The following is a 20,635-nucleotide window of genomic DNA, read 5'->3' as shown; positions in this document are numbered from 1 at the left end:
TTCTTCTCTAGGATGGATTGGAGTGCGTATTCTTATGCAGACATTTCCTACACCAGAAACATGGCGGTGAGAGTCGTCGCCGCCAGCCCCAGCAGGACCGGCTTCAGATTGCGCCGGGCCAGCTCGAAGGGGCTGACGCCGCAGATTGCCGCGGCGGGAATGAGCGCCCACGGGATCAGGGTGCCGCCGCCGACCCAGATGGCGGCCACCTGCCCAAGGGCGGTCAGGGTCGCCGCGCCGGAATGGATCGCGGCGGCGAACAGCCCGGCAATCGAGCCGGCCAGCGAGATGCCGGAGAAGCCGGAGCCGTCGAGACCGGTGATCGCCCCGATCACCGTCAGCGTCACGGCTCCCACGGCACCATTCAGCGGCACGTGATCCGCCAGGGCAACGCCCAGGTCGTTCACGATGCCATGCGAGCCGTCCGGCAGCACCTGGCCGAACAGCCCGGTGAAGGCCGAGTCGCCAAGATAGAAGAAGGCGGCGATCGGGATGACCGGTCCGAACACCTTGAAGCCGAATATGAATCCTTCAATGAGATAAGCCGTGATTTTCTCCAGCCCCTGGCCCTGGCGGCGGTGGGCCAGCAGGGTAATGACAATCAGGATCAGCACGGCGGTTCCGCCGACCAGAGCTGTAGCATCACCGCCCTGCAGGTGCAGCATGAACATGGCTATCACATCCAGAAGGAAGAGCAGCGGGATGGCGATGGCCAGCGCTTTTCGAAGACCAGCGCTCATGAGTACCGTCCTGTCATCACCCGGTCCTGCTGCAGACAACGGCCCTGCTGTACCTTGGGCAGCGACCAGGCCGTCTCTCCACGTTCCGTTCTTCTGGTCTCTGCGCATCATCCAGAAGGCAGTGACAGTAGTTACAACACCCATCACGATAACCAGCGGAATACTTGCCTGCATGACGCTGGATACGGGAAGACCGGCAGCATCCGCAGTCAGCTTCGGCGCTCCCTGGATAATATAATCCCCGGAGAGGGCGATCCCGTGCCCGAACAGATTCATTGCCACCGCTGCACCAAGTGCAGGCAGGCCGACCCGGACAGCAACAGGCAGCAGTACCGCACCGACCAGGGCCACCGCAGGGGAAGGCCAGAAGAAGAAAGAGGTCACCATCATGATCAGCCCGATCCCCCAATAGGCCATCGCTGGTGTGCGCAGAAACCGGGTGAGCGGGGATACCATCGTCTCGTTGATGCCTGTAAGAATCAGAATCCGGCTCATCGCCACAATAATGGAGATGATCATAATGGTGCCGAGCAGCTCTCTGGTAGCATATACAAAGGAATTGAAGATTCCAGACACCGACCCACTGAGCGTAGCCGTTGCCAGCAGACCCAGCGCAAAAATCCCGGTCACACAGATCATTGTCGTATCACGCCGCCGGATCAGCAGCGCCAGAATGAACACAATAAACACTAAGTACACCCAATGAATCGCCGTAAGCTGGATACCCATTATTCTACGCGCCCCCTTTCCACTTCCTTATAGCAGGTTCAGTGCTATATGCTATGCAGGGGCATAGGCTGGTGTTCGTACAACCGGGCACATCTGCGCCATCCTTACAAGTGGAAACGGCTTTGCCGTCCTTTTAAAGGACGGTACCGTTTCAGCGAGAAATAGAAGGATAATTTATAGCGTAAAACATATAAATTCTTATATTTTAAAAAAAAGACCCCGGAATCCACGCAAACCGCGGACTCTGAGATCAATATATAGGTGTCTCCCTATTAAGACTGCCGGTTTGCCCTCCGCGCCCGGATGAAGGCGAGCTGCTGCAGCCGGTCCTGGGTGGAGCTTCCACTCCACAGGCCAGGTTGCCCGGCAGGGCCCCCGCTGCTCTTCCCTGCTTCATCCGGTGAAGGGGCAGAAAGGGACAGGGTACAAGTACCATCCCTGTAGATGATCAGGCTACGATCAGCAGAGAGGTGATCTTTGGCGACATACTCATCGATGTAGCTGTATATTTTTCTTAAGGTCACAGGATCTTTGCTCATCTGCTGAAGGATATTCGGGGCAATTACAATCTCCCGCACCTCATCCCGGGCTCCCTTGCCCGCACTTTCCGCACTATTGCTCCCGTCCTTGGACACCGCTGTGATCCGGACAGACAGGCCGTATTTCTTCCTGATTCTGCGTGCCTGATCTTCAATGGCTGCAGCAACAGCTGCCAGCGTCTCCGAAAAACTAAGCGCAGACGACTCTGCCGGAGCGTGGGCCTCCTGATGCGGTGAACGGGTCAGTGAAGCGGCTTGAATCCGGGATATGGGAATATACATCGAACATTCCTCTTCTCGATAAAAGTTCAGGACAACTCTTTATCGGTGAAAAGAGGGAGATTACTTAAACCGTTCTATTCTGTGCCCAGTGCCCCGGCCGCTGCATCCTCGCCGCCAAGCCGCCCGGAGGTGAAGGAATACCCAAGTCCGACGCCATTTCCTACATAAGTATCATTAAAGAGTACGCCTTCGGACTCCACGCCCACGGCATATAATCCCTTGATAGGCACACGCTTGTCATTCAGCACCTGGAACTTGGTATTTACAAGCAGGCCGCCCACCGAGCAGAGATTGTTGATCTCGGAAATAATTGCATAATACGGGCCGCTCTCACCCATGGGAAGCAGATATTCCTTCGCTTTGCCGAACTCGGTATCGATGCCGGTCTTCGCCGCTTCCTGATACAGCTTAAAGTCAGCAGCGAATACCGCAGCGTCCATACCCGCATTCTTCGCCAGTTCCTCCAGGGTACTGCCTTTGAAGCCGTCGCCGTTGGCAACCATGGACTCGAATACTTTATCCGCATCCTTCCAGGGCTGGTCCAGCGTGAATTTGTCTTTGTAAGGGGCATAGAATTCCGGCGGCATTCCCGGCAGTCCGGGTGCCTTCAAGCCATTCATCCCCTTGGTCTTGAGGGCATCAATCTGCGCCTGCGAGAGGATAACCAGATGATAAGCTCCGTTAAAAGCACTCGTATTCGCCGCTGCTACTGCGGTAAGAGTTGCCGCTTCATCTCGGAATCTCGCTCCGGAAGGGCCGACATTCATCAGCGTTGGCAGGTAGGAGAGCATCAGCGGATAGCTGGCTTCGAACGGCTCATATTCCGCCTTCAGCTTGTCCGTTGCTCTGGCCAAGGTCTGGTGAAGCATTTGTCCCCCGAAGTTATCGGGAACCTTCGCCCCAATATCCCAGGACATTTGCAGCCCTTCGCCGATATTCTGTCCAAGTCCGCCATTCACGCCTTCGAAGCCGAAGGCTTCCTTGACCATCTCTTTATTGCCGGCATAACCGCCGGTAGCCATGACAATGCTTTTGCCGGTGATCTCAAGCACCGTTCCATCCGCCTTCTCGGCAACCACTCCGGTAACCTCTCCATTACTGCCTGTAATCAGCTTCCGGGCTGTTGTTTCGGTGATTACCTGTCCGCCGCCCTTTTCCACAGATGCTGCAAGCATCGCCTTCAGCAGATCCTGGCGGGTGTCATAGGCCGGTAACATATGCAGCTGTTCTCCGCCAAAGTTAAGGAAGGTAGTGGTGTAGCCCTTGCCTGTCAGCCAGTCATAGGTTTCACCCGACTGGGTCACGTATTGGCGGATTGCCGCTGCGTCTACTCTCCAGTGATTATTAACGATCCAGTCGCCAATCTCCTTCTCTACTTCCACTTTAAGTCCGCTGCTGACAGCGGCTGAAGAGTTGTAGAACTTACCTGCCCAGGACAGATTACTTGCTCCGCCAATCGTAGCTGTTTTCTCAATAAGAATGACCTTTGCACCTTTATCGGCTGCAGAGACTGCCGCAGATACGCCGGATGCGCCTGCACCCACAACAACGACATCCGCAGACAGCTGCTCCGTCTTGCCTTCTCCCGATTTCACTACAGCTCTCGATTTAAAAGCCTCCACGTTGCCGCCCGCCTGCTTCACCGCATCTTCAACAGCTGTCAGGATCGCCGTGCTCGACTCCGAAGCGCCGCTGACTGCATCTATGGCCAGGGTCTGGCCGGCAATAATCTCTTCCTTAATCTTATTGATAGCCTCCACACCAATGCCGGCCGTTTCGTTCTGGCTGACCACCTGGATATCCGTGATTACGGATTCGGCGTTGAGTGTGACTTCTACCTGAATCTTGCCGTCTTTGCGGTCAGCTTCCGCTTTATAGGTTCCCGCTTTAAAAGTTTCCGGTACCGCACTGGTATCCGCCGGCTGCGTAGCCTCCGGTGATGATGAAGGCTGCTCCGATGCTGCCGGTCCGGCTGAATTATTGCCGCTGCAGCCGCTGATGAGCGACAGAACCAGGATCAGACATACGCTTACTTTTAACAATGGCCGTACTGCTTGCTTATGCATTATTTCTCCCCCTGTGTGGTTAGTGCAGCCCCGCTTCTCTCTCTATAAGAACTGCTGACTACGCACAGAGTGTAAACCTTGGTACAGCACCAAGGTCAATGAATTATATGTGAAATATTTCTCAAAGTATGCAGGCGGGCGGTTCCGTTTCTGCTTGTTTTGCCGGAATATTGATCTCCAGATAGGTTTTGTTGCCGCTGTTCGTGCGCTCTGTAAACAGGATTTTACCGCTGATATCCCCGCTGACCGTATATCTCTGCGCCTTCGCATAATCCAGCATGAATCCGAAGGACTCCCGTTCGAGGTATTCCTCATAGGTGCTGGCAATCACTGCAGAGATGCAGGTTGCCGGCTCCAGATACTCCACACTGTCATTCAGGCAGACCTCAAGCTTCTGCTGATCCTCTTCCAGCAGGGCAAGCCCCCAGCTGTAATCCAGCTCTTCGGTTCCATAGATGCATTCTGTATTCTCAATACGGAAGGAATAGAAGGTGAACGGCAGCAGCTCCATCCAGGCCTGGACGGTTCTTTTGAGACCCTCCTTCTGCAGCAAATGGTTCTTGTTCGTCTGCTGAATCCGGTACATACCCGGCACTTGCTTGATTCTGCAGGTATAAAAGGATTCGCTGATCCCCCCAAGCTCGGCATGGATCTCCTGAATCTTATTCAGCAGCAGTGTGTTGCGGCGTATCTCTTCCTCCAGCTGCATTCCGGCAGCCGCTATCGACTCCACCACTTGCTCGGAAGGTGCGTCATTAATCAGTCCGGCCACATCCTGAAGCGGAATCTGCATACTCCGGTACCATCTGCTCGACAGTAAATTGCGCGCGTCCAGATCATTGAAATACCGGTAATTGTTATGCTGATCCTTCATCGGCCGGACAATATCATGTTTCTCATATAAGCGCAGTGTATCTGCCGTCACCCCTAGAATTGACGCGAATTCACCGATAGAATACTTCATCAGCAGCCCCCCAGCTTACTTGATCCCATTCTTTCATCAGTTCAATGATAGAGGGTTTAGCCGGGAGACTTTGTGGATTATGTCACACGGTTGCTACTGCGTCTTGCCTTCGCTTAGGCTCGCCATCGTCTTATTGAGCCGCCGCTGCCGCGTTTCCGCCGTCTTGGCATCCTCAATCGAGAGGACAAACCGCCGTTTATTCGTGTAGGAGAGCCCATCCCAAAACTGCTTCGCTCCGGCATGCTGCTCCAGCTCCGCAGCCAGATCATCCGGCACTTCCACTTCACGCGGCTGGGTATCCAGCGCAAGCTCTACTTCGATCTCATCACCGGCACTGACACCGGCGCCTTGCGGTGCTCCGCGCTGAGCGGAATCATGAACTGCCCGCCCATCGTCGCCACCGTGCTGGAGTAGCTATATTCCCCGATCGATACCTTCACCGCCGGCTTCTTGCTTGTCCCGAGCTCTGCCACTGCCCCGTCAGGAACCGGTATTCCCGTTGCCGTCTTGCCGCCCAGCATAACGGTTGTCCGGAATTTCATATTTATTACCTCCTGGATAGGCGCTTAGCCATTTTTATACCCATTGTAGTGTAGGGAATGGAGCTTTTCCAGTCGCCGGTGAGGGCGGCATGGTTTATACTTAAAGGTACTGAAGAATGTGACGAACGGAGGCGGCCGCCATGCCCGCGAATTTAACAGAAAAGGTAGCAGACCTTCCTTTATCGCCTGGCGTGTATCTGATGAAGGACAGTCTGGGCCATATCATCTATGTCGGCAAAGCGAAGCAGCTGAAGAAGCGGGTCCAGTCCTATTTCTACAATAACAAAGGACACTCGCCCAAGGTGAAGCAGCTCGTCAAGCATATCCGCGATCTCGAATACAGGCTGACCGATACGGAATTCGAAGCCTTCATGCTGGAATGCCAGCTGATCAAAGAGATCAAGCCAATGTACAACCGCAAAATGAAAAATCCGCTCGCCTACAGCTATATTTCCATCGTGGACACTGCGCCGTACCGGCAGATCGAAGTCGGCTATGAGCCCAGCACACAGGCAAATAGTCTCTCCTATGGTCCTTACACCAGCCGCAGCACCGTGGAGCGGGCTGTACAGGGCATTAAGGAATCGCAGAGAATCCTCTGCAGCAGCCCCCATTCCCGGACTACCCGCTGTCTCAACCATTCGCTGGGCTTATGCATCGGCATGTGCGGGGGTGGTGAGGCTCTGAACCGGTATGAGGAGATTATTGGGCAGATCATTTCACTGCTGAACGGGAGCGGCAATTCAATCATAAGCGGACTGGAAGCCCGGATGGAGGAGGCGGCGTTGCGGTTTGACTTCGAAGCAGCTGCCAAGTACCGGGATTACCTCGGGGCGGTCCACTCGCTGCTGCACAAGGAGGAAGTGATCGGCTTCACCGGGGAGAACAAGAATATTGTCGTGCTGGAGCCGGTGGACGAGCAGTCCCACAAGCTGATTCTTATCAAGGGCAGCGTGATTCTCTACCGTACCCGGCTGGCGACTGAAGCGCTGGACAGCGGACAGCTTACTAAGATGATTACCTCTGCCGCATTGGAGCATTTCCGCAGCAGCAGCCTGATTGCGGCTACAGAAGAAATGAGCCGCCATAAGATCGATGAGGCCCAGATCATCTACAGCTATCTGAAGAGCAGCTCCGGCAATTATCTTCTGGTCCCGCAGGAATGGCTGGAGGATAAGGATGCCGCCTTGCTGGTGGAAGGGATTAACGGGCTGATCGGGAGCGCATTATAACCAGCGCGGATACCGGCTCTCCAGGTGATACAGGAATAGACCGTTAACCTACTCGCGGTAACAATAAATCTCTGCGACAATAACCCGGGACCTCTGTACCAAATACAACTATCATTAAGCGGACTTGTTAACAACGGATGGCTGCGGATATATTGAAACGGTATATGTGGTACCCGAAGCCCGCGAAACCGGCAGTTCCAAAATGATTATGAATTACATCTTCAATTACTTCTCATCAAACGGTTTAAATACTGCCCGGCTTGAGGTCTGGGAACTGAATACCCGCGCGGCCGGCCTATATAGATCCTTAGGATTCATCAATGTGGAGAAGCAAACGATGTTTCCGGGGATAACCCTGTAGCGCTTAGTTCCTGCCAGTGTACCCGTAAACATAATTTCGGAGGCTAAAGGATATGGACATTTATTATATACTCAAGGAACCATGGGTAATTGTTGAAGGGCAAACTGCACTATACGTTTGAGGAATTCATCATATATGCTGAAGAAAATCTCCTATTTGCTGAGAGTTTTGAGTAAGCTGTTCTAAATGCACTTATCAGTACACCGCCTGCGGTTCAAACTGTCCAGTCCCTTTTAACGTATAGTCAAAAAACTGCAGAATCAGCGCATTCATCGTCTCAATGCAGTAATACTTATCGATATCGGCTCGCCCGCCCTGCAGCATATTCGCAAGGATCGGCGAGAACAGCGGAAGATCGGTTAGGCTTAAGTGCTTGGCGCCTTGAAAATGAACGGTATACGCATCCTTGAAGTTTGGATTATCGACTTCGTTTGCCGCGTAAGCCGAGTTTTTCCCGAGCTGTCTCCACACATCGTCCGTATAAATGTTCAGCAGCGGTACGTGATACGGTTCATCTTTTGCCGCCAGATCATTAATCTCAGGGTTATACACAAGCTCATTGAAGAACGGGGCATCCAGATTCACGACAGCATCCACATCGCCGCGCTCCCGGCCGAGTGCCACGCTTGCCGCGCCGCCCATGGAATGGCCAAATACGCCAATTTGTTCAGTATTGATCAGCTTATATACAGGATCCTGATCACTTACTGCCTTCTCCAGGATCGTATCGATCACCAAATTCATATCCCCGGTCCGCAGCTTCATCCATTTTTGCGTAAGTCCGTACAGCTCTTCCATCGTGTAGATGCCTTCTTTGTTGGAATCGTTAACCTCCCGCAGATAATCTGCATTAACCATAGTGATCTTCCCGTCCACGCTCTGTGTATAAAAGGAATGATAAGGATGATCGATAGAAGCTACTACATAGCCGTGACTGGCCAGCTCCGTAAACGTTGAAGTGTTGCTTTCCCTGATTCCGTATGCCCCATGAGAAAAGACCACCAGCGGATAGGTACCCCCGGCATTGCCCGGATACCAGAATTCCACATTCACCAACCGGTTCTCCCCGGTATCCGTAAATTCTTCAATCCGATTAGGGTCCGTATACGTGTAAACAGCCGTTGTGACCTCATATTCCCCTGTCACTTCAGGTGCCCGGTACTGCGGGAATAGAATGGGCGGTATAAGTGCGATCAGCAGTGCCACAGCGGTTATAATGATTTTCCACACCCTGGATGAACGTTTGGGCGTACGGGACTTCGCCTTACTTCGGATAAGATCAATTGAACCCTTTAGCGCAAACATGAACAGCAGTGCTGCCAGCGGTACCCAGCTGAAGCTCCAATCGATAACAGGGGACAGTGTCAGAATAACGAATACGATAAACAGGGTGATTCTAATCCAGCTTTTGAGCATGTCGCGGCTGTGCATAGGGGGATTCTCCTCTTCCAGTTAAGTTATGACCTCATCATAAAAAACTGCGAAAAGGGTGTATATAGATTTACGGCAAGCTGTAGCTACAGGGCAATAAGATGCAGAATAACCCCATAAAGCGGGGCACTGGCTTCAGGACTACTCGTGAATTTCTTGTTTAACAGCCTTAAGTCTCTCGTTAATTTGCTCTGCTTCCTTCTTATCCTTCCCATAGGACAGCACCCGGACTACGGCATATACCACGGCAATTTGGAGGGTAAGAAGGAGTGCGCCGGGCACACCAGTCACAACTCCGATCAGGCTGGCAAGGGCAATCAACAGAATCTCCAGGGTGAGAAAATGAACAACGATTCTAACACGCATGGCCCGCTCACTTATCTCATGTGGAGTGTACCAAATGATTCCCGTTAAGGCCCCAAGCAGGGAGAAGCCCATAACCGTATAGACCGATATCAGGTCAAACGCGAGCTCCGGGATAAAAATCTGCCGCAGCACTGTAATGATAATCATGATGGATGCGAAGATGATCAGAAAATCGCGGATGATGTCTTTGACAAATTCAGATAACTTCATGCTGTGATCCTCCCCCTATAATCCAATTCTTTGTTTGAGTGCCGGCACATACTGTCTTGATATCACTACACGTTCCCCGTTATCAAGCAAAGCAGTGAACCGGCCGCTGAGGGACGGATGCACACTGGCAATCTTGGCGATGTTCAGAATCGTGGATTTGGAGGCGCGGAAGCAGTTTTTGTCTCTGCACAGCTCCTCCAGTTCATACAGCTTCTGCTTCACTTCATGGACCTGGTTCTCGCTGTAGACAAATACTTTGCCGTCCACGGCTTCAAAATAATAGACATCACTGAGCTTGATGCGGCTGAGATGGTCCTCCTGATACCCCATTATGATGAGGGTCTCTGTCTTGAGCTTATTTACGATTTCAGAGATCTCTTCATCGACTTCATGGCACCGGATGCGGATCTCCTCTTCTTGCTCCCTGCTGATTTGCTCGATGGAAATTTTGATAGGATCACCTACAATAGTTCAGATTCAATTTCCGCTGCCTGTTTCATTCTCATGATAAGGGAACGGTCTGACAGCTACAAGGGGAAGGATACACAACAAGCTGTCCTCCGGTTTGACCGGTCGGACAGCTTGGTATGAAACGGGGACCTTGCAGGGATGTGATGCCTGCCAGTCCTTATTTTAGAGCATTCGCCTGCCTATCATGATACCGTCCTCTGGGTACGACCAGCGGAGAGCCTGAGACAGGGTCTGCGATTACCGTGCAATCCAGCCCGAAGATCTCTTTGACCCGCATGCTTGTAATCACCTCTGCAGGCGTACCGGCAGCGACAAGCTTACCTGTGTGAAGGGCGAAAATATGGTCGGCATACCGCGCGGACAGGTTGATATCATGCAGCACCATTACAATCGTCGTTCCGTGCTTGCGGTTCAGATCGGTGAGCAGATCGAGAATCTCGACCTGATAGGTAATATCCAGAAAGGTCGTCGGCTCATCGAGAAACAGGATATCCGTCTGCTGGGCCAACGCCATGGCGATCCAGACACGCTGCTGCTGGCCGCCCGAGAGCTCATCGATATTATGATTGGCGAATTCGGTGATATTCATAATCTCCATCGCTTCGGCAACGGCCTCATAATCCTTCCTGGACCATCCGCCAAGCAGGGACTGATGCGGAAATCTGCCCCGTCCCACCAAATCGGCGACAGAGATTCCTTCCGGAACAATGGGGGATTGCGGCAGCAGTCCGATGACCCGGGCCAGCGGTTTGGCCGGCATTTTGGAGATCGGCTTGCCGTCGAGGGTAACCTTACCCGACGTTGGCTTGATAAGTCTGGCCATTGTTTTGAGCAGCGTGGACTTGCCGCAGCCGTTCGAGCCGATAATCACACTGATTTTATGGTCAGGGATCACCAGGTCTACGCCGTGGATAACCGTTCTATTCTCATAGCCCGCTACGAGCTGCTCGGCCCCGAAATGATGTGCCTTGTTCATTATAACTCTCCCTTTCGATTCATCCGGATTAACAGGAAGATCAGATATGGCGCTCCGAGTAATCCGGTAATGATGCCTACAGGGAATCTGTACTCAAAAGCAAATTGTCCGATCAGATCGGACGCCAGCACCAAATTAACTCCGACAAGACCCGCCGGAAGGATATTCGAGGAGCCTGTTCCAACCAGTCTCTTCGCGATCGGCCCCGACAGGAAGGAGACAAAGGCAATTGGTCCTGTAGTAGCCGTAGCAATCGCAACCATACAGACAGAACTGACAATCAGCGCAATTCTTGTCTTATCTGTGCTTACGCCGAGCGAGGTGGCCGATTGTTCTCCAAGCTCCAGTATACTCAGATGCTTGCCCAGCAGGATGATGATTGGCGTACAGATGATTACGATGATCACCAGCGGCGGAAGCTCGCGCATTTGTGAGCCGTTGAGACTGCCGGTCAGCCATCTGATGGCTGAGGGAACGTCTTTCTCCGAGCTGATCAGCAGCAGATAGGAGATTACAGCATCCAGCATAGCCTGCAAGCCGATCCCGATCAGGATTAACCGCCCGATGGAGAAGGTCTTCCCTCTGGATAGTACATAAATCAGCAGCACCGTGGCCAGACCGGCAATTACCGAAGCAAGGGAGATAACCGCTCCGCTTGCGTGAAGTATGACGATGCAATACACCGCCGCCGCGCTTGAGCCTGACGTAATGCCAATCACATTCGGGTTCGCAAGCGGGTTACGCAGCATCGTCTGGAAGGTGTATCCCGCTATGCCAAAGGCAAATCCGGCGAACAGTCCCGCCAGCATCCGCGGCAGCCGGATGATATTCACCGCAAAAGAGACTCCCTTGAGCTCCTCTCCGGAGAGCGCCCGGATGACATCTGTCACCGGATAGATCGTGTTCCCGAGCAGAAGCATCGCGCAGCACAGAATAAGTGCAAGGACTGCGAGGAGGCTGGTCACCAGTATGCCCCGGCGGTGTCTGCGGCGTCTTCCTGCAATAATATATTCAATCGCCTGATTTGTCATAATGACCGCACTTTCGATTTCATCGCTAATAGAATTAGGATCGGTGCCCCCACAAACGCTGTAACTACACCGACTTCAAGCTCCCCGGGGCTTCCAATAAGCCTGCCGCCTACATCCGATATCGTCAGAATAATGGCTCCGGTAACCGCTGACATAGGGATAACGAAACGCAGGTCTGATCCAAGGATAAGACGTATGACGTGAGTTGATAACAAGCCGATGAAGCCGATCGGCCCGGCCAGGGCCGTAACGGCACCGCATAACAGAACACCTGCAAGCGCCGCAATGAGCCGCAGTGTGCCTGTCCGCACACCCAGACCCGTCGCCACATCATCGCCCAGTGCCAGCGCATTCAGGGCCGGAGCCGTAATGAACGCGATCAGCATACCGGCGAGCAGGAACGGGATAAATGTCGTAATGCTGCTCCAGGTTCCCGAGCCGACACTCCCCACCTGCCAGAACCGGAACTGGTCCATAACATAAGAACGCGGAATCATGATGGCTGTGACCAGAGAAGATAAGGCAGCGCTTATGGCAGCACCCGCCAGAACGAGCTTAATGGGCGTGGCTCCGCCACGTCCCATTGAGCCGATTCCGAATACGAATACAGCAGTAATCGCAGCTCCGGCCAGAGCTAACCATATATACTGGTTCGCGGAGCTTATGTTCAAGAACGCAATGCCGCAAACCACGAACAAGGATGCCCCCGTATTCACTCCCAGTATGCTCGGGTCGGCAATCGGGTTGCGGGTAACCGCCTGCATCAGCGCTCCCGATACTCCGAGTGCCCCGCCGCACATTAAACTGAATACCGTCCGGGAAATCCGCTTGCGGACTACGTTTGCCCCATAGCTGTCCACCTCCGGATGAAATAAACCATCGATCAGTTCATTCCACCCCACGTGACGCGCTCCCAGTACAAGGGAGGCTATCACGCACAAGACAAGCAATACCAGGCAACTCATCAGGACCAGGGTAAAGTTCTTCGGGATATGCAATTTTAGCTGTTTATCGTCCGAAAGCGGTGAACTATTCATTTATTTTATCGATAGCTCCTCCAATTAAGGCAAGGTATTCATCAATCGTGTACGCAATGGACAGCGGGTTAGGCGTACCGGCTGCTACCAGCGGTGTATCACTGTCGATGAAGGCAACTGAACCTCTTTCGATCGCAGGGATTTTGCCCAGCAGCGAATCTGCCTGAAGTGTCTTGAGCAATTCGTCATTCCCATATCCGACGATAAGATCAGCATCGTACAGGGCTTCCACATTCTCTGCGCTTAAGCTCAACGAGTAGCTGGTAGGGTCCGTAATCTGGGAGGTAATGCTTTCCGGATACACCATTCCCAGCTCATACAGGAACGAGACACGGGAATCCACAGGCGTATAAATATGCAGTTTGGACAGATCCTCAGCAGAGAAGTTTACCCAAACCACTTTTTTACCGTTAATCTGCGGATATTTGCCCGCCTTTTCGTTAACCAGGGCTTCGGTGTCCTTGATCAGCTGCTCCCCTTCTGCCTTCATGCCCATCCCTTCTGCATTGAACAGGACCTGCTCGCGCCAAGTGGTTGCCCAAGGAGCCGTCGGATAAGCGACTACCGGAGCGATCTGGCTAAGCGTATCATAGTCTTCCTGGGTAACTCCGGAGTATGCGGCCAGAATGACATCCGGGTCTGCATCCGAGATGGCCTCGAAGTCAAGACCGTCGGTATCCTGGAACACATTCGGATCGGTTACATTAAGCTCCTTCAGCTTATCTGCTGTCCAGGGCAACAGTCCGCTGTCATCCTGAACGCCGAAGTTCGCCGCCGAGAAGCCTACAGGTACAACGCCAAGCGCGAGCGCCACATCATGGTTCGCCCATTGAATGGTGACTACGCGTTCAGGCTTGCTCTCAAGTACAGCTTCGCCAAGCGCATGCTTGATCGTAATCGGATACTGGACTGCATCCTGGGAGGCTGGTGCTTCAGTAGCAGCAGCTTCTGTAGTTGCCGCAGCAGTTGCTGCTGGTGAAGGTGAAGCTGCCGAATTGGACTCCTGATTGGAGCATCCAACCAGCGCTATAGTAAGAGCGAATGGAATTAATAATGTTTTCAAAGAGAACCTTCTTGTTGTGTTCATGCGTGGACCCTTCCTCATCTTATAATGTATTTTTTTGTTCATCTGCTGACTAACCGGCGGAGTGACCCCTCATCCCAAAAAACATTGTGCAACTTTATACGATAATGAGAATCATTATCGATAAATATATAGTTGCCTGGACAGGTTGTCAATGTAAAAAATGGATTTCGCACGAAAAAAAACCGCAAGCGGGCACTGTTCAAGTGCTCCGTTTGCGGGAAATCTACGGTTAGGCTGAAGGGTTTTATGGCCTCACCTTACATGCTTTTAGTTAGCGTGATGGATTTATCTCCACCCCATTGTACATCCCAGCCCAGCAGCTCCGTAATAAAGCGGAGCGGAACGACCGTTCTGTTGTCGGCGTTCACAAATACTTTGGCGCCAACAGCTTGTCTCATCCCGTTAACCTCCATGAAGTCCTTGTTCATCCAGAATACCAGTGTGTCGCTGCCTGCCTTAATCGTGACCTGCTGCGCCCCTTTATCCCATTTCACTTCAGCCCCGATACCCTCGCTCAGGTAACGAAGCGGAATGTAGGTCATGCCGCTCCAGATGAAGGGCTCTGTATCCATTTGCGTTACGGTGCCATTAATGTTCAGGACGCCGCTGCCTACCTTCATCCAGACCTTTGTCATTGCTACAGGATCAGTTGGTGCTGCGGGCACTGCTGCTTCCTGGAACTTGCCGTTATACTGCGTTACAATCGCATTGCCCAGCGCTTGTCCGACACTGAACATGGTCTTATAGCCCTCGCGGTTCGTCTGGTAAGAAGCGGTGTAGTCGCCCGCTGCATACTGCGTAAGCACCTGCTGTACCTGATTCTCATGGGTTGTCAGCGCGGCTTGGCCTGCAGCCTTAGGCAGGTTGCCTGCGGTTGCCGAATCAAGGAACGCGGCGAATTCAGTTGTGAATCCGGCGATACGCGCCTCTACTGCCGCTTGGGCTGCTGCATCCTTATTTTTGACTGCCGATACAAAATCAGCTTGCGCATTGACATGGTTCGTTACCCAGATTTGCTCGAATGCCGCTGCACCCTCTGCCCCATAGATGGAGGCAATCGCTGCTTTGAAGTCAGCCGTGTTCATGGCTTCTGCCCGGATCAGCGCGTCTGAAGCAGCTCTTCCCTCGTATTGCTCCTGCATTTGCAGAACCGACAGGGCGAAATGCTCGCCAGCCAATTGATTGAGCGCGGATCTCAGATCAGCTGCTTTGGTATCGGCCTTGGTGCTTTCGAATTTGGCAGGCATCTGGGCGACAATTGCGCCCGACAATGCCTTACTGATGCTGAACATTTCAGCGTAGCCTTTACGATAAGCCTCATAGGCGCCCTGGTAATCACCCGCTGCATAATCCTCGAATACCTCCTGGACATGATCCTCGTGACTGCGGATGACCTGCTTCGCTGCGGCTGCCGGAAGCTTGCCCTCTGTGGCCGTGCCGAGGAAATTTCCGAATTCATTGACGAAGCCGCTCACTTTATCTTCCGCTGTTTTCATTGCGGCTGCATCCTTGTTCTTGGTTGCCTTCACTAAATCATCTGTGTACTGATTATGGGCGCGGAAGATTCTCTCGAATTCAGCTGCGCCTGCATCGCCGTACAGCGAAGCAATAGCCGGCTGCATATCAAGTGCGTTCTGATCAAGCGCTTTGTAGGCAGCAGCCGCATCCGTTGTCCCGTCATAGGCTTTGGTCATGGCCGTTACCGCCAGGGTGAAATGCTCGGAGAGCAAATAATCCAGTCCTGCTCTAAGTTCAGCCGCCGGTGTGTTCACCGAGGCCTTCATGGCCCCCGTTGTCGGTTCTGCTGCACCTGCAAGTGCTGGCATCATTAAGGTCATGCTTAACATGGGAACGATCCATTTCTTCATTGTCATCTCGCTTCACTCCTTAGGTTAGTGTTATGAGTGTTACGGGGGCAGTTCAGGTATGGATCACTATTGGATCACAAAAAATCCCCGCTCGCTGTAATCAGCAAGTGGGGATGCTTTTGAAAGTAAGGCGTCCCGGATAGGAAATCAAGCCAGCAGCGCGCGTACACCTTCACTAAGCGGGGTAAGCGGACGGTTCAGCAGCTTCTCCAGATCGCTGCTCTCAATGCCCAGCGCACCGTCGCGGATGGCGCCCTGAATGGCAACTACGATCGGCAGCGCGAATTCGGGCACGCCTGCACCGGCCATGATCTTCGCGTAGGTTGCGTCGTCAACCTGCTGCACGTTCACCTCTTGTCCCAGCACTTCACCGACTATGGCAGCAAGCTCTGCCTGGGTCGCGGGTGCGCCGGACAATTCATACACAACATTCTCACGGCCTTCACCGGCCAGTATGGCGGCCGCGGCCTGGGCATAATCACTGCGTGTGGCCCAGCCAACCTTGCCGCCTTCAGCGGAAGTCACCCAAGGTGCGCCGGCCTTAGCAGCCTGAATGGAGCCTGCCTCATTCTCCAGATACCAGTTGTTGCGCAGGAAGGCATACGGAATGCCGGATTCACGGATGAATTCTTCCGTGGCACGGTGTACCGGCGCAAGGAACAGGGAGCTGTTATCGGCATCAGCTACGCTGGTGTAGACGATGAAGCCTACCCCTGCGCGGACAGCGGCATCCACAGCCGCCTTGTGCTGGCGGGTCCGGGTATCATTATCGCCATCTGCAGAGACGATCAGCAGGCGGTCGACTCCGGCAAACGCTGCATCCAGCGTCTCCGGCTGATCGAAATCACCATGGCGGACATCAACGCCTTGTGCCTGCAACTGCTCAGCCTTCTCCGGGTTTCTGACACTGGCTACAATATTCTCAGCCGGTACAGTCTTCAGTAATGTCTCTGCTACGATGGAACCAAATTGACCCGTTGCTCCTGTTAATGCGATTTTCATTTCAATTCCTCCATTATGGGTATCTTTTATTTGAATAGCAGTTGTTATTTCCCGTAAACATAGGTGATTTGCTCTCCTGTAACTATTGTAGTTACACGTTGGCGAAATGTCAAATGGATTGTTTCATCAGCTGATGACAGGTATGGAATGCGCATAACGCTGAATGGTTAGCCTTCCCTTATCATGCTATTCTTAATAGACAAATTCCCTTTTAGAAAGGTTCTGCATAATGGAGAAACAGAGAGAAAGCATCTATACACGCTATGTTCCGGGATTGACTCCGGAATCTGAATTCACCGGCGAGGCCTGCCAGCTCATCTTCCAATCCGGCAAGCTGCTTGTTACGGAGCCTTCCTCCCCTCCCGGCATCCCTATGGCCCGCTCCCTTGAAGAGCTGGCGGTCACGCCGCTGCGCATACTCTACCTAGGCACCTTCGAGGGTCTCCCCTGCTATGCCTCAGAGGTAAGCGCGGAAGCTCCCGAGCCGCCGGGCCTCACTTTCCGTCCGCTGCGCTCCTTATATGAAGTGCTGGAGGAAGACCTGTTCCATCTTGCCGGCAAAGCGCTCCAGCTGCTGGTCTGGGACGGCAATCACCGGTTCTGCGGCCGTTGCGGAACTGAAACCGCACACTCTCTGACGGAGCGGTCCCGGATCTGCCCTCAGTGCGGGCTGGTTAGTTACCCGCAGCTTGCGCCTGCCGTCATTACAGCAATTCTGAAAGATAGTCAGCTTCTGCTCGCCCATGCTCCGCATTTCCAGAACGGGATGTACGGGCTGATTGCCGGCTTTGTCGAGCCGGGTGAGACCCTGGAGGATTGTGTGCGGCGTGAGACTATGGAAGAGGTCGGCCTGAAGGTCAAGAATATAACCTATTTCGGCAGCCAGCAGTGGCCTTTTCCCAATTCTCTGATGGTAGGCTTCCTTGCAGAGTATGAGAGCGGAGAAATAACAGTTGACGGCGAAGAGCTTGATCATGCCGCATGGTTCCCTACGGAGCAATTACCCGTTATTCCGCCGCCGGTCAGCATCGCCCGCAAAATCATCGACTGGGTCGTAGAGCAGCACTCTGAGTCAGGTGCAGCTGCGGACAAGGAATTATAGACGGGACCCGATTCAGCCTACCGTCTTGAAATAGCGGTAAATCTGCTCCAGCTTACGGCTCTGCTTGCCCTTCGGACTCTCCATGCTGCCGAACTCGAAGAACTTCACCTTGCGGATGCCCACAAAATTGAACAGGGCTTTGCGCATCAGCGCCTTGTGTGAGTTATTCAGCCACAGCAGCGGATAGTGGGCCGGCCCCTTCATGCTGGAGATGCAGATAACGCTCTTCCCCTTGAGCAGCCCCTCCGGCAATAGTCCTCCCTTATCTCGGTACGCGAAGCCTGAAGCGAACATGCGGTCAATGTACCCCATCAGCATCGCTGGCGGTCTTCCCCACCAGATCGGATAGACCAGCACAATCTGATCGGCCCAGAGCAGCTGTTCCCTGTATTCCTCAAGCTCCGGATCACGGTACATATCGCGTCTGCGCTTATTCTCATTAAACACCAGCACCGGATCAAATCCGGCCTCATACAAATCAAGCACTTTGACTTCGTTAATCTTCGTATTCTCCTTGCTGCCGCGCAGCACTTCCTGCAGAAAAGCATAGCTGAGACTGCGGTGGTTCGGATGTGTATAAATAACGAGTGTGTTCATCAGTGTATTCCCCTTTAGTTATCATTTGATAACAAAAACATAGCATAGATTTATTTTAGTTGTCAAATGATAATTGTTTTTTGATAATTAATTTGGTATGTTTTCCTCTGAGGTGATCTTATGGACAATAACCAGCTGTTCCAGAAATTCGTAGCCTTCAGTGCTGCCGTCCATCAAATAACAAACGATATAACCAAAGATGTGAAATCAGAGGCCTTAACGCCGCTGCAATATAAAATTCTCGAATACATCGCCGTCAGCCAGCCGGTAACACTCAGCGAGGTCAGTGACTGTATGCAGATGTCGATGCCCAATACGAGCCGTGAAGTGAAAAAGCTCAGCGAAAAGGGCGTCTGTACCCGGATCACTGACCCGGATGACCGCCGCAAGCAGGGGATCACGCTCTCTGCCGCAGGTGAAGCGCTGATGAATGAAGCCTTTCAGCAGATTGCAGCCCGGTTCGAGCAGCGTATTGCGGGTATAACGGCTGCAGAACGCAAAGAGATCGAGCAGGCGCTCGATCTCTTGCAGCACAAAGTATTTTATTAAGCCAGGGCTATCCTATCTCCATTCCAACAATGGTTATTTCACAGCCACGCCCTTCGCCGGAATCTCAGCGGGGGCTTCCTTGCGTTTGATGAAGAGGGCCAGGATCAGCGCAGCTACTGCGGCTCCTGTTGTTACCATAGAAGCCACATTCATCCCGTGAATTAAGCTGTGGACATCTCCCGTTGGTTGCTGGCCGCCGCCGCTATGAGTCATTATGGTGACCAGCAGCGCTGTGCCGATGGAACCGGCAACGGTCCGCAGCGTGGTGTTCACGGGAATCCCATGCCGGATCAGGGCAGGCGGCAGGGAATTCATCCCGCTGGTGATGACCGGCAGCAAGGTCAGGCTGACGCCGACCATCCGCAGAGAGTACCCGGCCATCAGGAACGTATAGGTCGTATGCTCTGTCAGATTCGAGAACAGCAAGGCAGAGAGGACCGTCAAGCCGAGTCCGGTGATGACCATCGTCCGGGCACCTATTTTATCGAAAAGCCTGCCCGCTATGGGCGACATTATACAGATGAGAATCGCACCGGGGAGCAGCATGAGACCTGATTTGAGCGCGGTATAACCAAGCATAGTCTGCATGTAGATAGGGAGCAGCAGCTGGGCGCTCAGCATGATAATCATCAGAATCATACTGATCACTGTAGCCATCGTAAAGGCAGGACTGGTGAATACCCTCAGCTCCAGCAGAGGATTCTCCATGGTCAATTGCCGCCAGACGAACAGGCCCAGCGCAATGAACCCGATCGCCAGGGAGATCAGCACCTCCGTACTTCCCCACCCTCTGCTGCCGGAGACGCTGAATCCATATAATACGCCGCCGAAGCCAAGCGAGGATAACGTCATGGATAACGCATCCACCTTACTTTTCACCTGCGGGGTAACATTCTTAACGAGAAAGACTCCAATGACGGTGATTAGCAGGGAGTAAGGAGCCAGAACATAGAACAGCAAGCGCCAGGAATGATCCTCTACCAGCCAGCCGTTCAATACAGGTCCGATGGCCGGGGCGAAATTAATTGCAAGCCCGATCATCCCCATCGTGAACCCCCGCTTAGCAACCGGGATCAGGATGAACGTTAACGTCTGCACCAGGGGAAGCATGATGCCCACTCCGACGGCCTGCACGATTCTTCCGGTGAGCAGCAGTCCGAAATTCGGCGAGACCGCACACAGGAGCGTTCCCGCGGTCAGCATACCCATGGCAAAGACGAAGACCTGCTTGGTTGTAAACCTCTGAATCAGAAAAGCCGTGATCGGAACCACAATGCCTGTAACCAGTGCAAAAGCCGTTGTCAGCCATTGGGCAGTACTCGTGGACACCTGGAAATCGCCCATAATATTCGGCAGTGCTGTATTCAGTGAAGATTGATTTAGCAGCCCGAGCATAGTCCCGATAATTAGAATAGCCATGATTAGTACGGTTCCCTTTGGTATCTTCTCCATT

General features: G+C 53.0%; 21 protein-coding genes. 4 read left to right on the top strand and 17 right to left on the bottom strand.

Annotation, left to right across the window (positions count from 1 at the left end; genetic code table 11):
• Nucleotides 1–47 precede the first annotated feature (47 nt).
• The 6 genes from MKZ24_RS05825 to MKZ24_RS05800 all read right to left on the bottom strand — a co-directional run bounded on the left by MKZ24_RS05825 (nucleotide 48) and on the right by MKZ24_RS05800 (nucleotide 5,862).
• Nucleotides 48–1,469 (bottom strand): hypothetical protein, encoded by a 1,422-nt coding sequence (locus MKZ24_RS05825; RefSeq protein WP_042240779.1) that lies wholly within the window; start codon nucleotides 1,467–1,469, stop codon nucleotides 48–50.
• Between the two features lie 272 nt (nucleotides 1,470–1,741).
• A complete protein-coding gene (locus MKZ24_RS05820) occupies nucleotides 1,742–2,290 on the bottom strand; it encodes a hypothetical protein (protein ID WP_340781657.1) in 549 nt (182 codons plus the stop codon).
• 74 nt (nucleotides 2,291–2,364) lie between these two features.
• Nucleotides 2,365–4,356: an FAD-binding protein gene (locus tag MKZ24_RS05815; protein WP_340781655.1), complete on the bottom strand. Its 1,992-nt coding sequence runs from the start codon at nucleotides 4,354–4,356 to the stop codon at nucleotides 2,365–2,367.
• Between the two features lie 121 nt (nucleotides 4,357–4,477).
• Complete coding sequence (locus MKZ24_RS05810; protein ID WP_340781654.1) at nucleotides 4,478–5,320, bottom strand: MerR family transcriptional regulator; 843 nt, start codon at nucleotides 5,318–5,320, stop codon at nucleotides 4,478–4,480.
• 93 nt (nucleotides 5,321–5,413) lie between these two features.
• A complete protein-coding gene (locus tag MKZ24_RS05805; RefSeq protein WP_340781652.1) occupies nucleotides 5,414–5,602 on the bottom strand; it encodes a YdeI/OmpD-associated family protein in 189 nt (62 codons plus the stop codon).
• 29 nt (nucleotides 5,603–5,631) lie between these two features.
• A complete protein-coding gene (locus MKZ24_RS05800; RefSeq protein WP_340781651.1) occupies nucleotides 5,632–5,862 on the bottom strand; it encodes a DUF1905 domain-containing protein in 231 nt (76 codons plus the stop codon).
• 140 nt (nucleotides 5,863–6,002) lie between these two features.
• On the opposite strand from MKZ24_RS05800, the gene MKZ24_RS05795 reads away from it, so the two are divergent.
• Both MKZ24_RS05795 and MKZ24_RS33060 read left to right on the top strand, forming a co-directional pair.
• A complete protein-coding gene (locus MKZ24_RS05795; protein WP_340781649.1) occupies nucleotides 6,003–7,094 on the top strand; it encodes a GIY-YIG nuclease family protein in 1,092 nt (363 codons plus the stop codon).
• 124 nt (nucleotides 7,095–7,218) lie between these two features.
• The gene (locus MKZ24_RS33060; RefSeq protein WP_445323644.1) at nucleotides 7,219–7,455 is read left to right on the top strand and encodes a GNAT family N-acetyltransferase; all 237 of its coding nucleotides are present in this window, start codon (nucleotides 7,219–7,221) and stop codon (nucleotides 7,453–7,455) included.
• A gap of 195 nt (nucleotides 7,456–7,650) precedes the next feature.
• Here the strand turns inward: MKZ24_RS33060 and MKZ24_RS05790 are convergent, their stop codons facing one another.
• From MKZ24_RS05790 to MKZ24_RS05750, 9 genes are all read right to left on the bottom strand, one after another.
• The gene (locus MKZ24_RS05790) at nucleotides 7,651–8,886 is read right to left on the bottom strand and encodes an alpha/beta hydrolase (protein ID WP_340781647.1); all 1,236 of its coding nucleotides are present in this window, start codon (nucleotides 8,884–8,886) and stop codon (nucleotides 7,651–7,653) included.
• 141 nt (nucleotides 8,887–9,027) lie between these two features.
• A complete protein-coding gene (locus MKZ24_RS05785) occupies nucleotides 9,028–9,462 on the bottom strand; it encodes a DUF3021 family protein (RefSeq protein WP_340781646.1) in 435 nt (144 codons plus the stop codon).
• 15 nt (nucleotides 9,463–9,477) lie between these two features.
• Nucleotides 9,478–9,792: a LytTR family DNA-binding domain-containing protein gene (locus tag MKZ24_RS05780; protein WP_340781644.1), complete on the bottom strand. Its 315-nt coding sequence runs from the start codon at nucleotides 9,790–9,792 to the stop codon at nucleotides 9,478–9,480.
• 298 nt (nucleotides 9,793–10,090) lie between these two features.
• A complete protein-coding gene (locus MKZ24_RS05775) occupies nucleotides 10,091–10,909 on the bottom strand; it encodes an ABC transporter ATP-binding protein (RefSeq protein WP_042240811.1) in 819 nt (272 codons plus the stop codon).
• Nucleotides 10,909–11,940: a FecCD family ABC transporter permease gene (locus MKZ24_RS05770; RefSeq protein ID WP_042140444.1), complete on the bottom strand. Its 1,032-nt coding sequence runs from the start codon at nucleotides 11,938–11,940 to the stop codon at nucleotides 10,909–10,911. The genes MKZ24_RS05775 and MKZ24_RS05770 overlap by 1 nt, the downstream gene beginning before the upstream one ends.
• Entirely contained in the window at nucleotides 11,937–12,977 is a 1,041-nt protein-coding gene (locus tag MKZ24_RS05765; protein ID WP_042240817.1) for a FecCD family ABC transporter permease, read from the bottom strand. Before MKZ24_RS05765 ends, MKZ24_RS05770 begins: the two co-directional genes overlap by 4 nt.
• A complete protein-coding gene (locus tag MKZ24_RS05760; RefSeq protein WP_340781642.1) occupies nucleotides 12,970–14,064 on the bottom strand; it encodes an iron-siderophore ABC transporter substrate-binding protein in 1,095 nt (364 codons plus the stop codon). The genes MKZ24_RS05765 and MKZ24_RS05760 overlap by 8 nt, the downstream gene beginning before the upstream one ends.
• A gap of 257 nt (nucleotides 14,065–14,321) precedes the next feature.
• On the bottom strand, nucleotides 14,322–15,938 hold the full coding sequence (locus MKZ24_RS05755) for a copper amine oxidase N-terminal domain-containing protein (protein ID WP_340781641.1): 1,617 nt from the start codon (nucleotides 15,936–15,938) through the stop codon (nucleotides 14,322–14,324).
• Between the two features lie 141 nt (nucleotides 15,939–16,079).
• The gene (locus MKZ24_RS05750) at nucleotides 16,080–16,934 is read right to left on the bottom strand and encodes an SDR family oxidoreductase (RefSeq protein ID WP_340781640.1); all 855 of its coding nucleotides are present in this window, start codon (nucleotides 16,932–16,934) and stop codon (nucleotides 16,080–16,082) included.
• Nucleotides 16,935–17,163: 229 nt separating this feature from the next.
• Here MKZ24_RS05750 and nudC point away from each other — a divergent pair, with 229 nt between their 5' ends.
• Nucleotides 17,164–18,036: an NAD(+) diphosphatase gene (gene nudC, locus MKZ24_RS05745; protein WP_052416797.1), complete on the top strand. Its 873-nt coding sequence runs from the start codon at nucleotides 17,164–17,166 to the stop codon at nucleotides 18,034–18,036.
• Between the two features lie 12 nt (nucleotides 18,037–18,048).
• On the opposite strand, the gene MKZ24_RS05740 is transcribed toward nudC, so the two are convergent.
• A complete protein-coding gene (locus tag MKZ24_RS05740) occupies nucleotides 18,049–18,633 on the bottom strand; it encodes an NAD(P)H-dependent oxidoreductase (RefSeq protein ID WP_042140449.1) in 585 nt (194 codons plus the stop codon).
• 120 nt (nucleotides 18,634–18,753) lie between these two features.
• Here MKZ24_RS05740 and MKZ24_RS05735 point away from each other — a divergent pair, with 120 nt between their 5' ends.
• The gene (locus tag MKZ24_RS05735) at nucleotides 18,754–19,182 is read left to right on the top strand and encodes a MarR family winged helix-turn-helix transcriptional regulator (RefSeq protein ID WP_042240825.1); all 429 of its coding nucleotides are present in this window, start codon (nucleotides 18,754–18,756) and stop codon (nucleotides 19,180–19,182) included.
• A 33-nt stretch (nucleotides 19,183–19,215) separates the two neighbouring features.
• On the opposite strand, the gene MKZ24_RS05730 is transcribed toward MKZ24_RS05735, so the two are convergent.
• Nucleotides 19,216–20,634: a DHA2 family efflux MFS transporter permease subunit gene (locus MKZ24_RS05730; protein WP_042240827.1), complete on the bottom strand. Its 1,419-nt coding sequence runs from the start codon at nucleotides 20,632–20,634 to the stop codon at nucleotides 19,216–19,218.
• Nucleotide 20,635: the final 1 nt, after the last annotated feature.

The organism is Paenibacillus sp. FSL R7-0297, from assembly GCF_038009025.1.
Taxonomy (GTDB): Bacteria; Bacillota; Bacilli; order Paenibacillales; family Paenibacillaceae; genus Paenibacillus_AQ.
Note: the sequence above shows the minus strand (reverse complement) of the source record. Positions and strands in the feature narration are given on the sequence as shown.

Coding starts and splice junctions, on each gene's coding strand:
- MKZ24_RS05825 (WP_042240779.1), bottom strand. CDS start 1,469: ATGGGTATCCAGCTTACGGCGATTCATTGGGTGTACTTAGTGTTTATT.
- MKZ24_RS05820 (WP_340781657.1), bottom strand. CDS start 2,290: ATGTATATTCCCATATCCCGGATTCAAGCCGCTTCACTGACCCGTTCA.
- MKZ24_RS05815 (WP_340781655.1), bottom strand. CDS start 4,356: ATGCATAAGCAAGCAGTACGGCCATTGTTAAAAGTAAGCGTATGTCTG.
- MKZ24_RS05810 (WP_340781654.1), bottom strand. CDS start 5,320: ATGAAGTATTCTATCGGTGAATTCGCGTCAATTCTAGGGGTGACGGCA.
- MKZ24_RS05800 (WP_340781651.1), bottom strand. CDS start 5,862: ATGAAATTCCGGACAACCGTTATGCTGGGCGGCAAGACGGCAACGGGA.
- MKZ24_RS05795 (WP_340781649.1), top strand. CDS start 6,003: ATGCCCGCGAATTTAACAGAAAAGGTAGCAGACCTTCCTTTATCGCCT.
- MKZ24_RS05790 (WP_340781647.1), bottom strand. CDS start 8,886: ATGCACAGCCGCGACATGCTCAAAAGCTGGATTAGAATCACCCTGTTT.
- MKZ24_RS05785 (WP_340781646.1), bottom strand. CDS start 9,462: ATGAAGTTATCTGAATTTGTCAAAGACATCATCCGCGATTTTCTGATC.
- MKZ24_RS05780 (WP_340781644.1), bottom strand. CDS start 9,792: ATGGGGTATCAGGAGGACCATCTCAGCCGCATCAAGCTCAGTGATGTC.
- MKZ24_RS05775 (WP_042240811.1), bottom strand. CDS start 10,909: ATGAACAAGGCACATCATTTCGGGGCCGAGCAGCTCGTAGCGGGCTAT.
- MKZ24_RS05770 (WP_042140444.1), bottom strand. CDS start 11,940: ATGACAAATCAGGCGATTGAATATATTATTGCAGGAAGACGCCGCAGA.
- MKZ24_RS05765 (WP_042240817.1), bottom strand. CDS start 12,977: ATGAATAGTTCACCGCTTTCGGACGATAAACAGCTAAAATTGCATATC.
- MKZ24_RS05760 (WP_340781642.1), bottom strand. CDS start 14,064: ATGAACACAACAAGAAGGTTCTCTTTGAAAACATTATTAATTCCATTC.
- MKZ24_RS05755 (WP_340781641.1), bottom strand. CDS start 15,938: ATGACAATGAAGAAATGGATCGTTCCCATGTTAAGCATGACCTTAATG.
- MKZ24_RS05750 (WP_340781640.1), bottom strand. CDS start 16,934: ATGAAAATCGCATTAACAGGAGCAACGGGTCAATTTGGTTCCATCGTA.
- nudC (WP_052416797.1), top strand. CDS start 17,164: ATGGAGAAACAGAGAGAAAGCATCTATACACGCTATGTTCCGGGATTG.
- MKZ24_RS05740 (WP_042140449.1), bottom strand. CDS start 18,633: ATGAACACACTCGTTATTTATACACATCCGAACCACCGCAGTCTCAGC.
- MKZ24_RS05735 (WP_042240825.1), top strand. CDS start 18,754: ATGGACAATAACCAGCTGTTCCAGAAATTCGTAGCCTTCAGTGCTGCC.
- MKZ24_RS05730 (WP_042240827.1), bottom strand. CDS start 20,634: ATGGAGAAGATACCAAAGGGAACCGTACTAATCATGGCTATTCTAATT.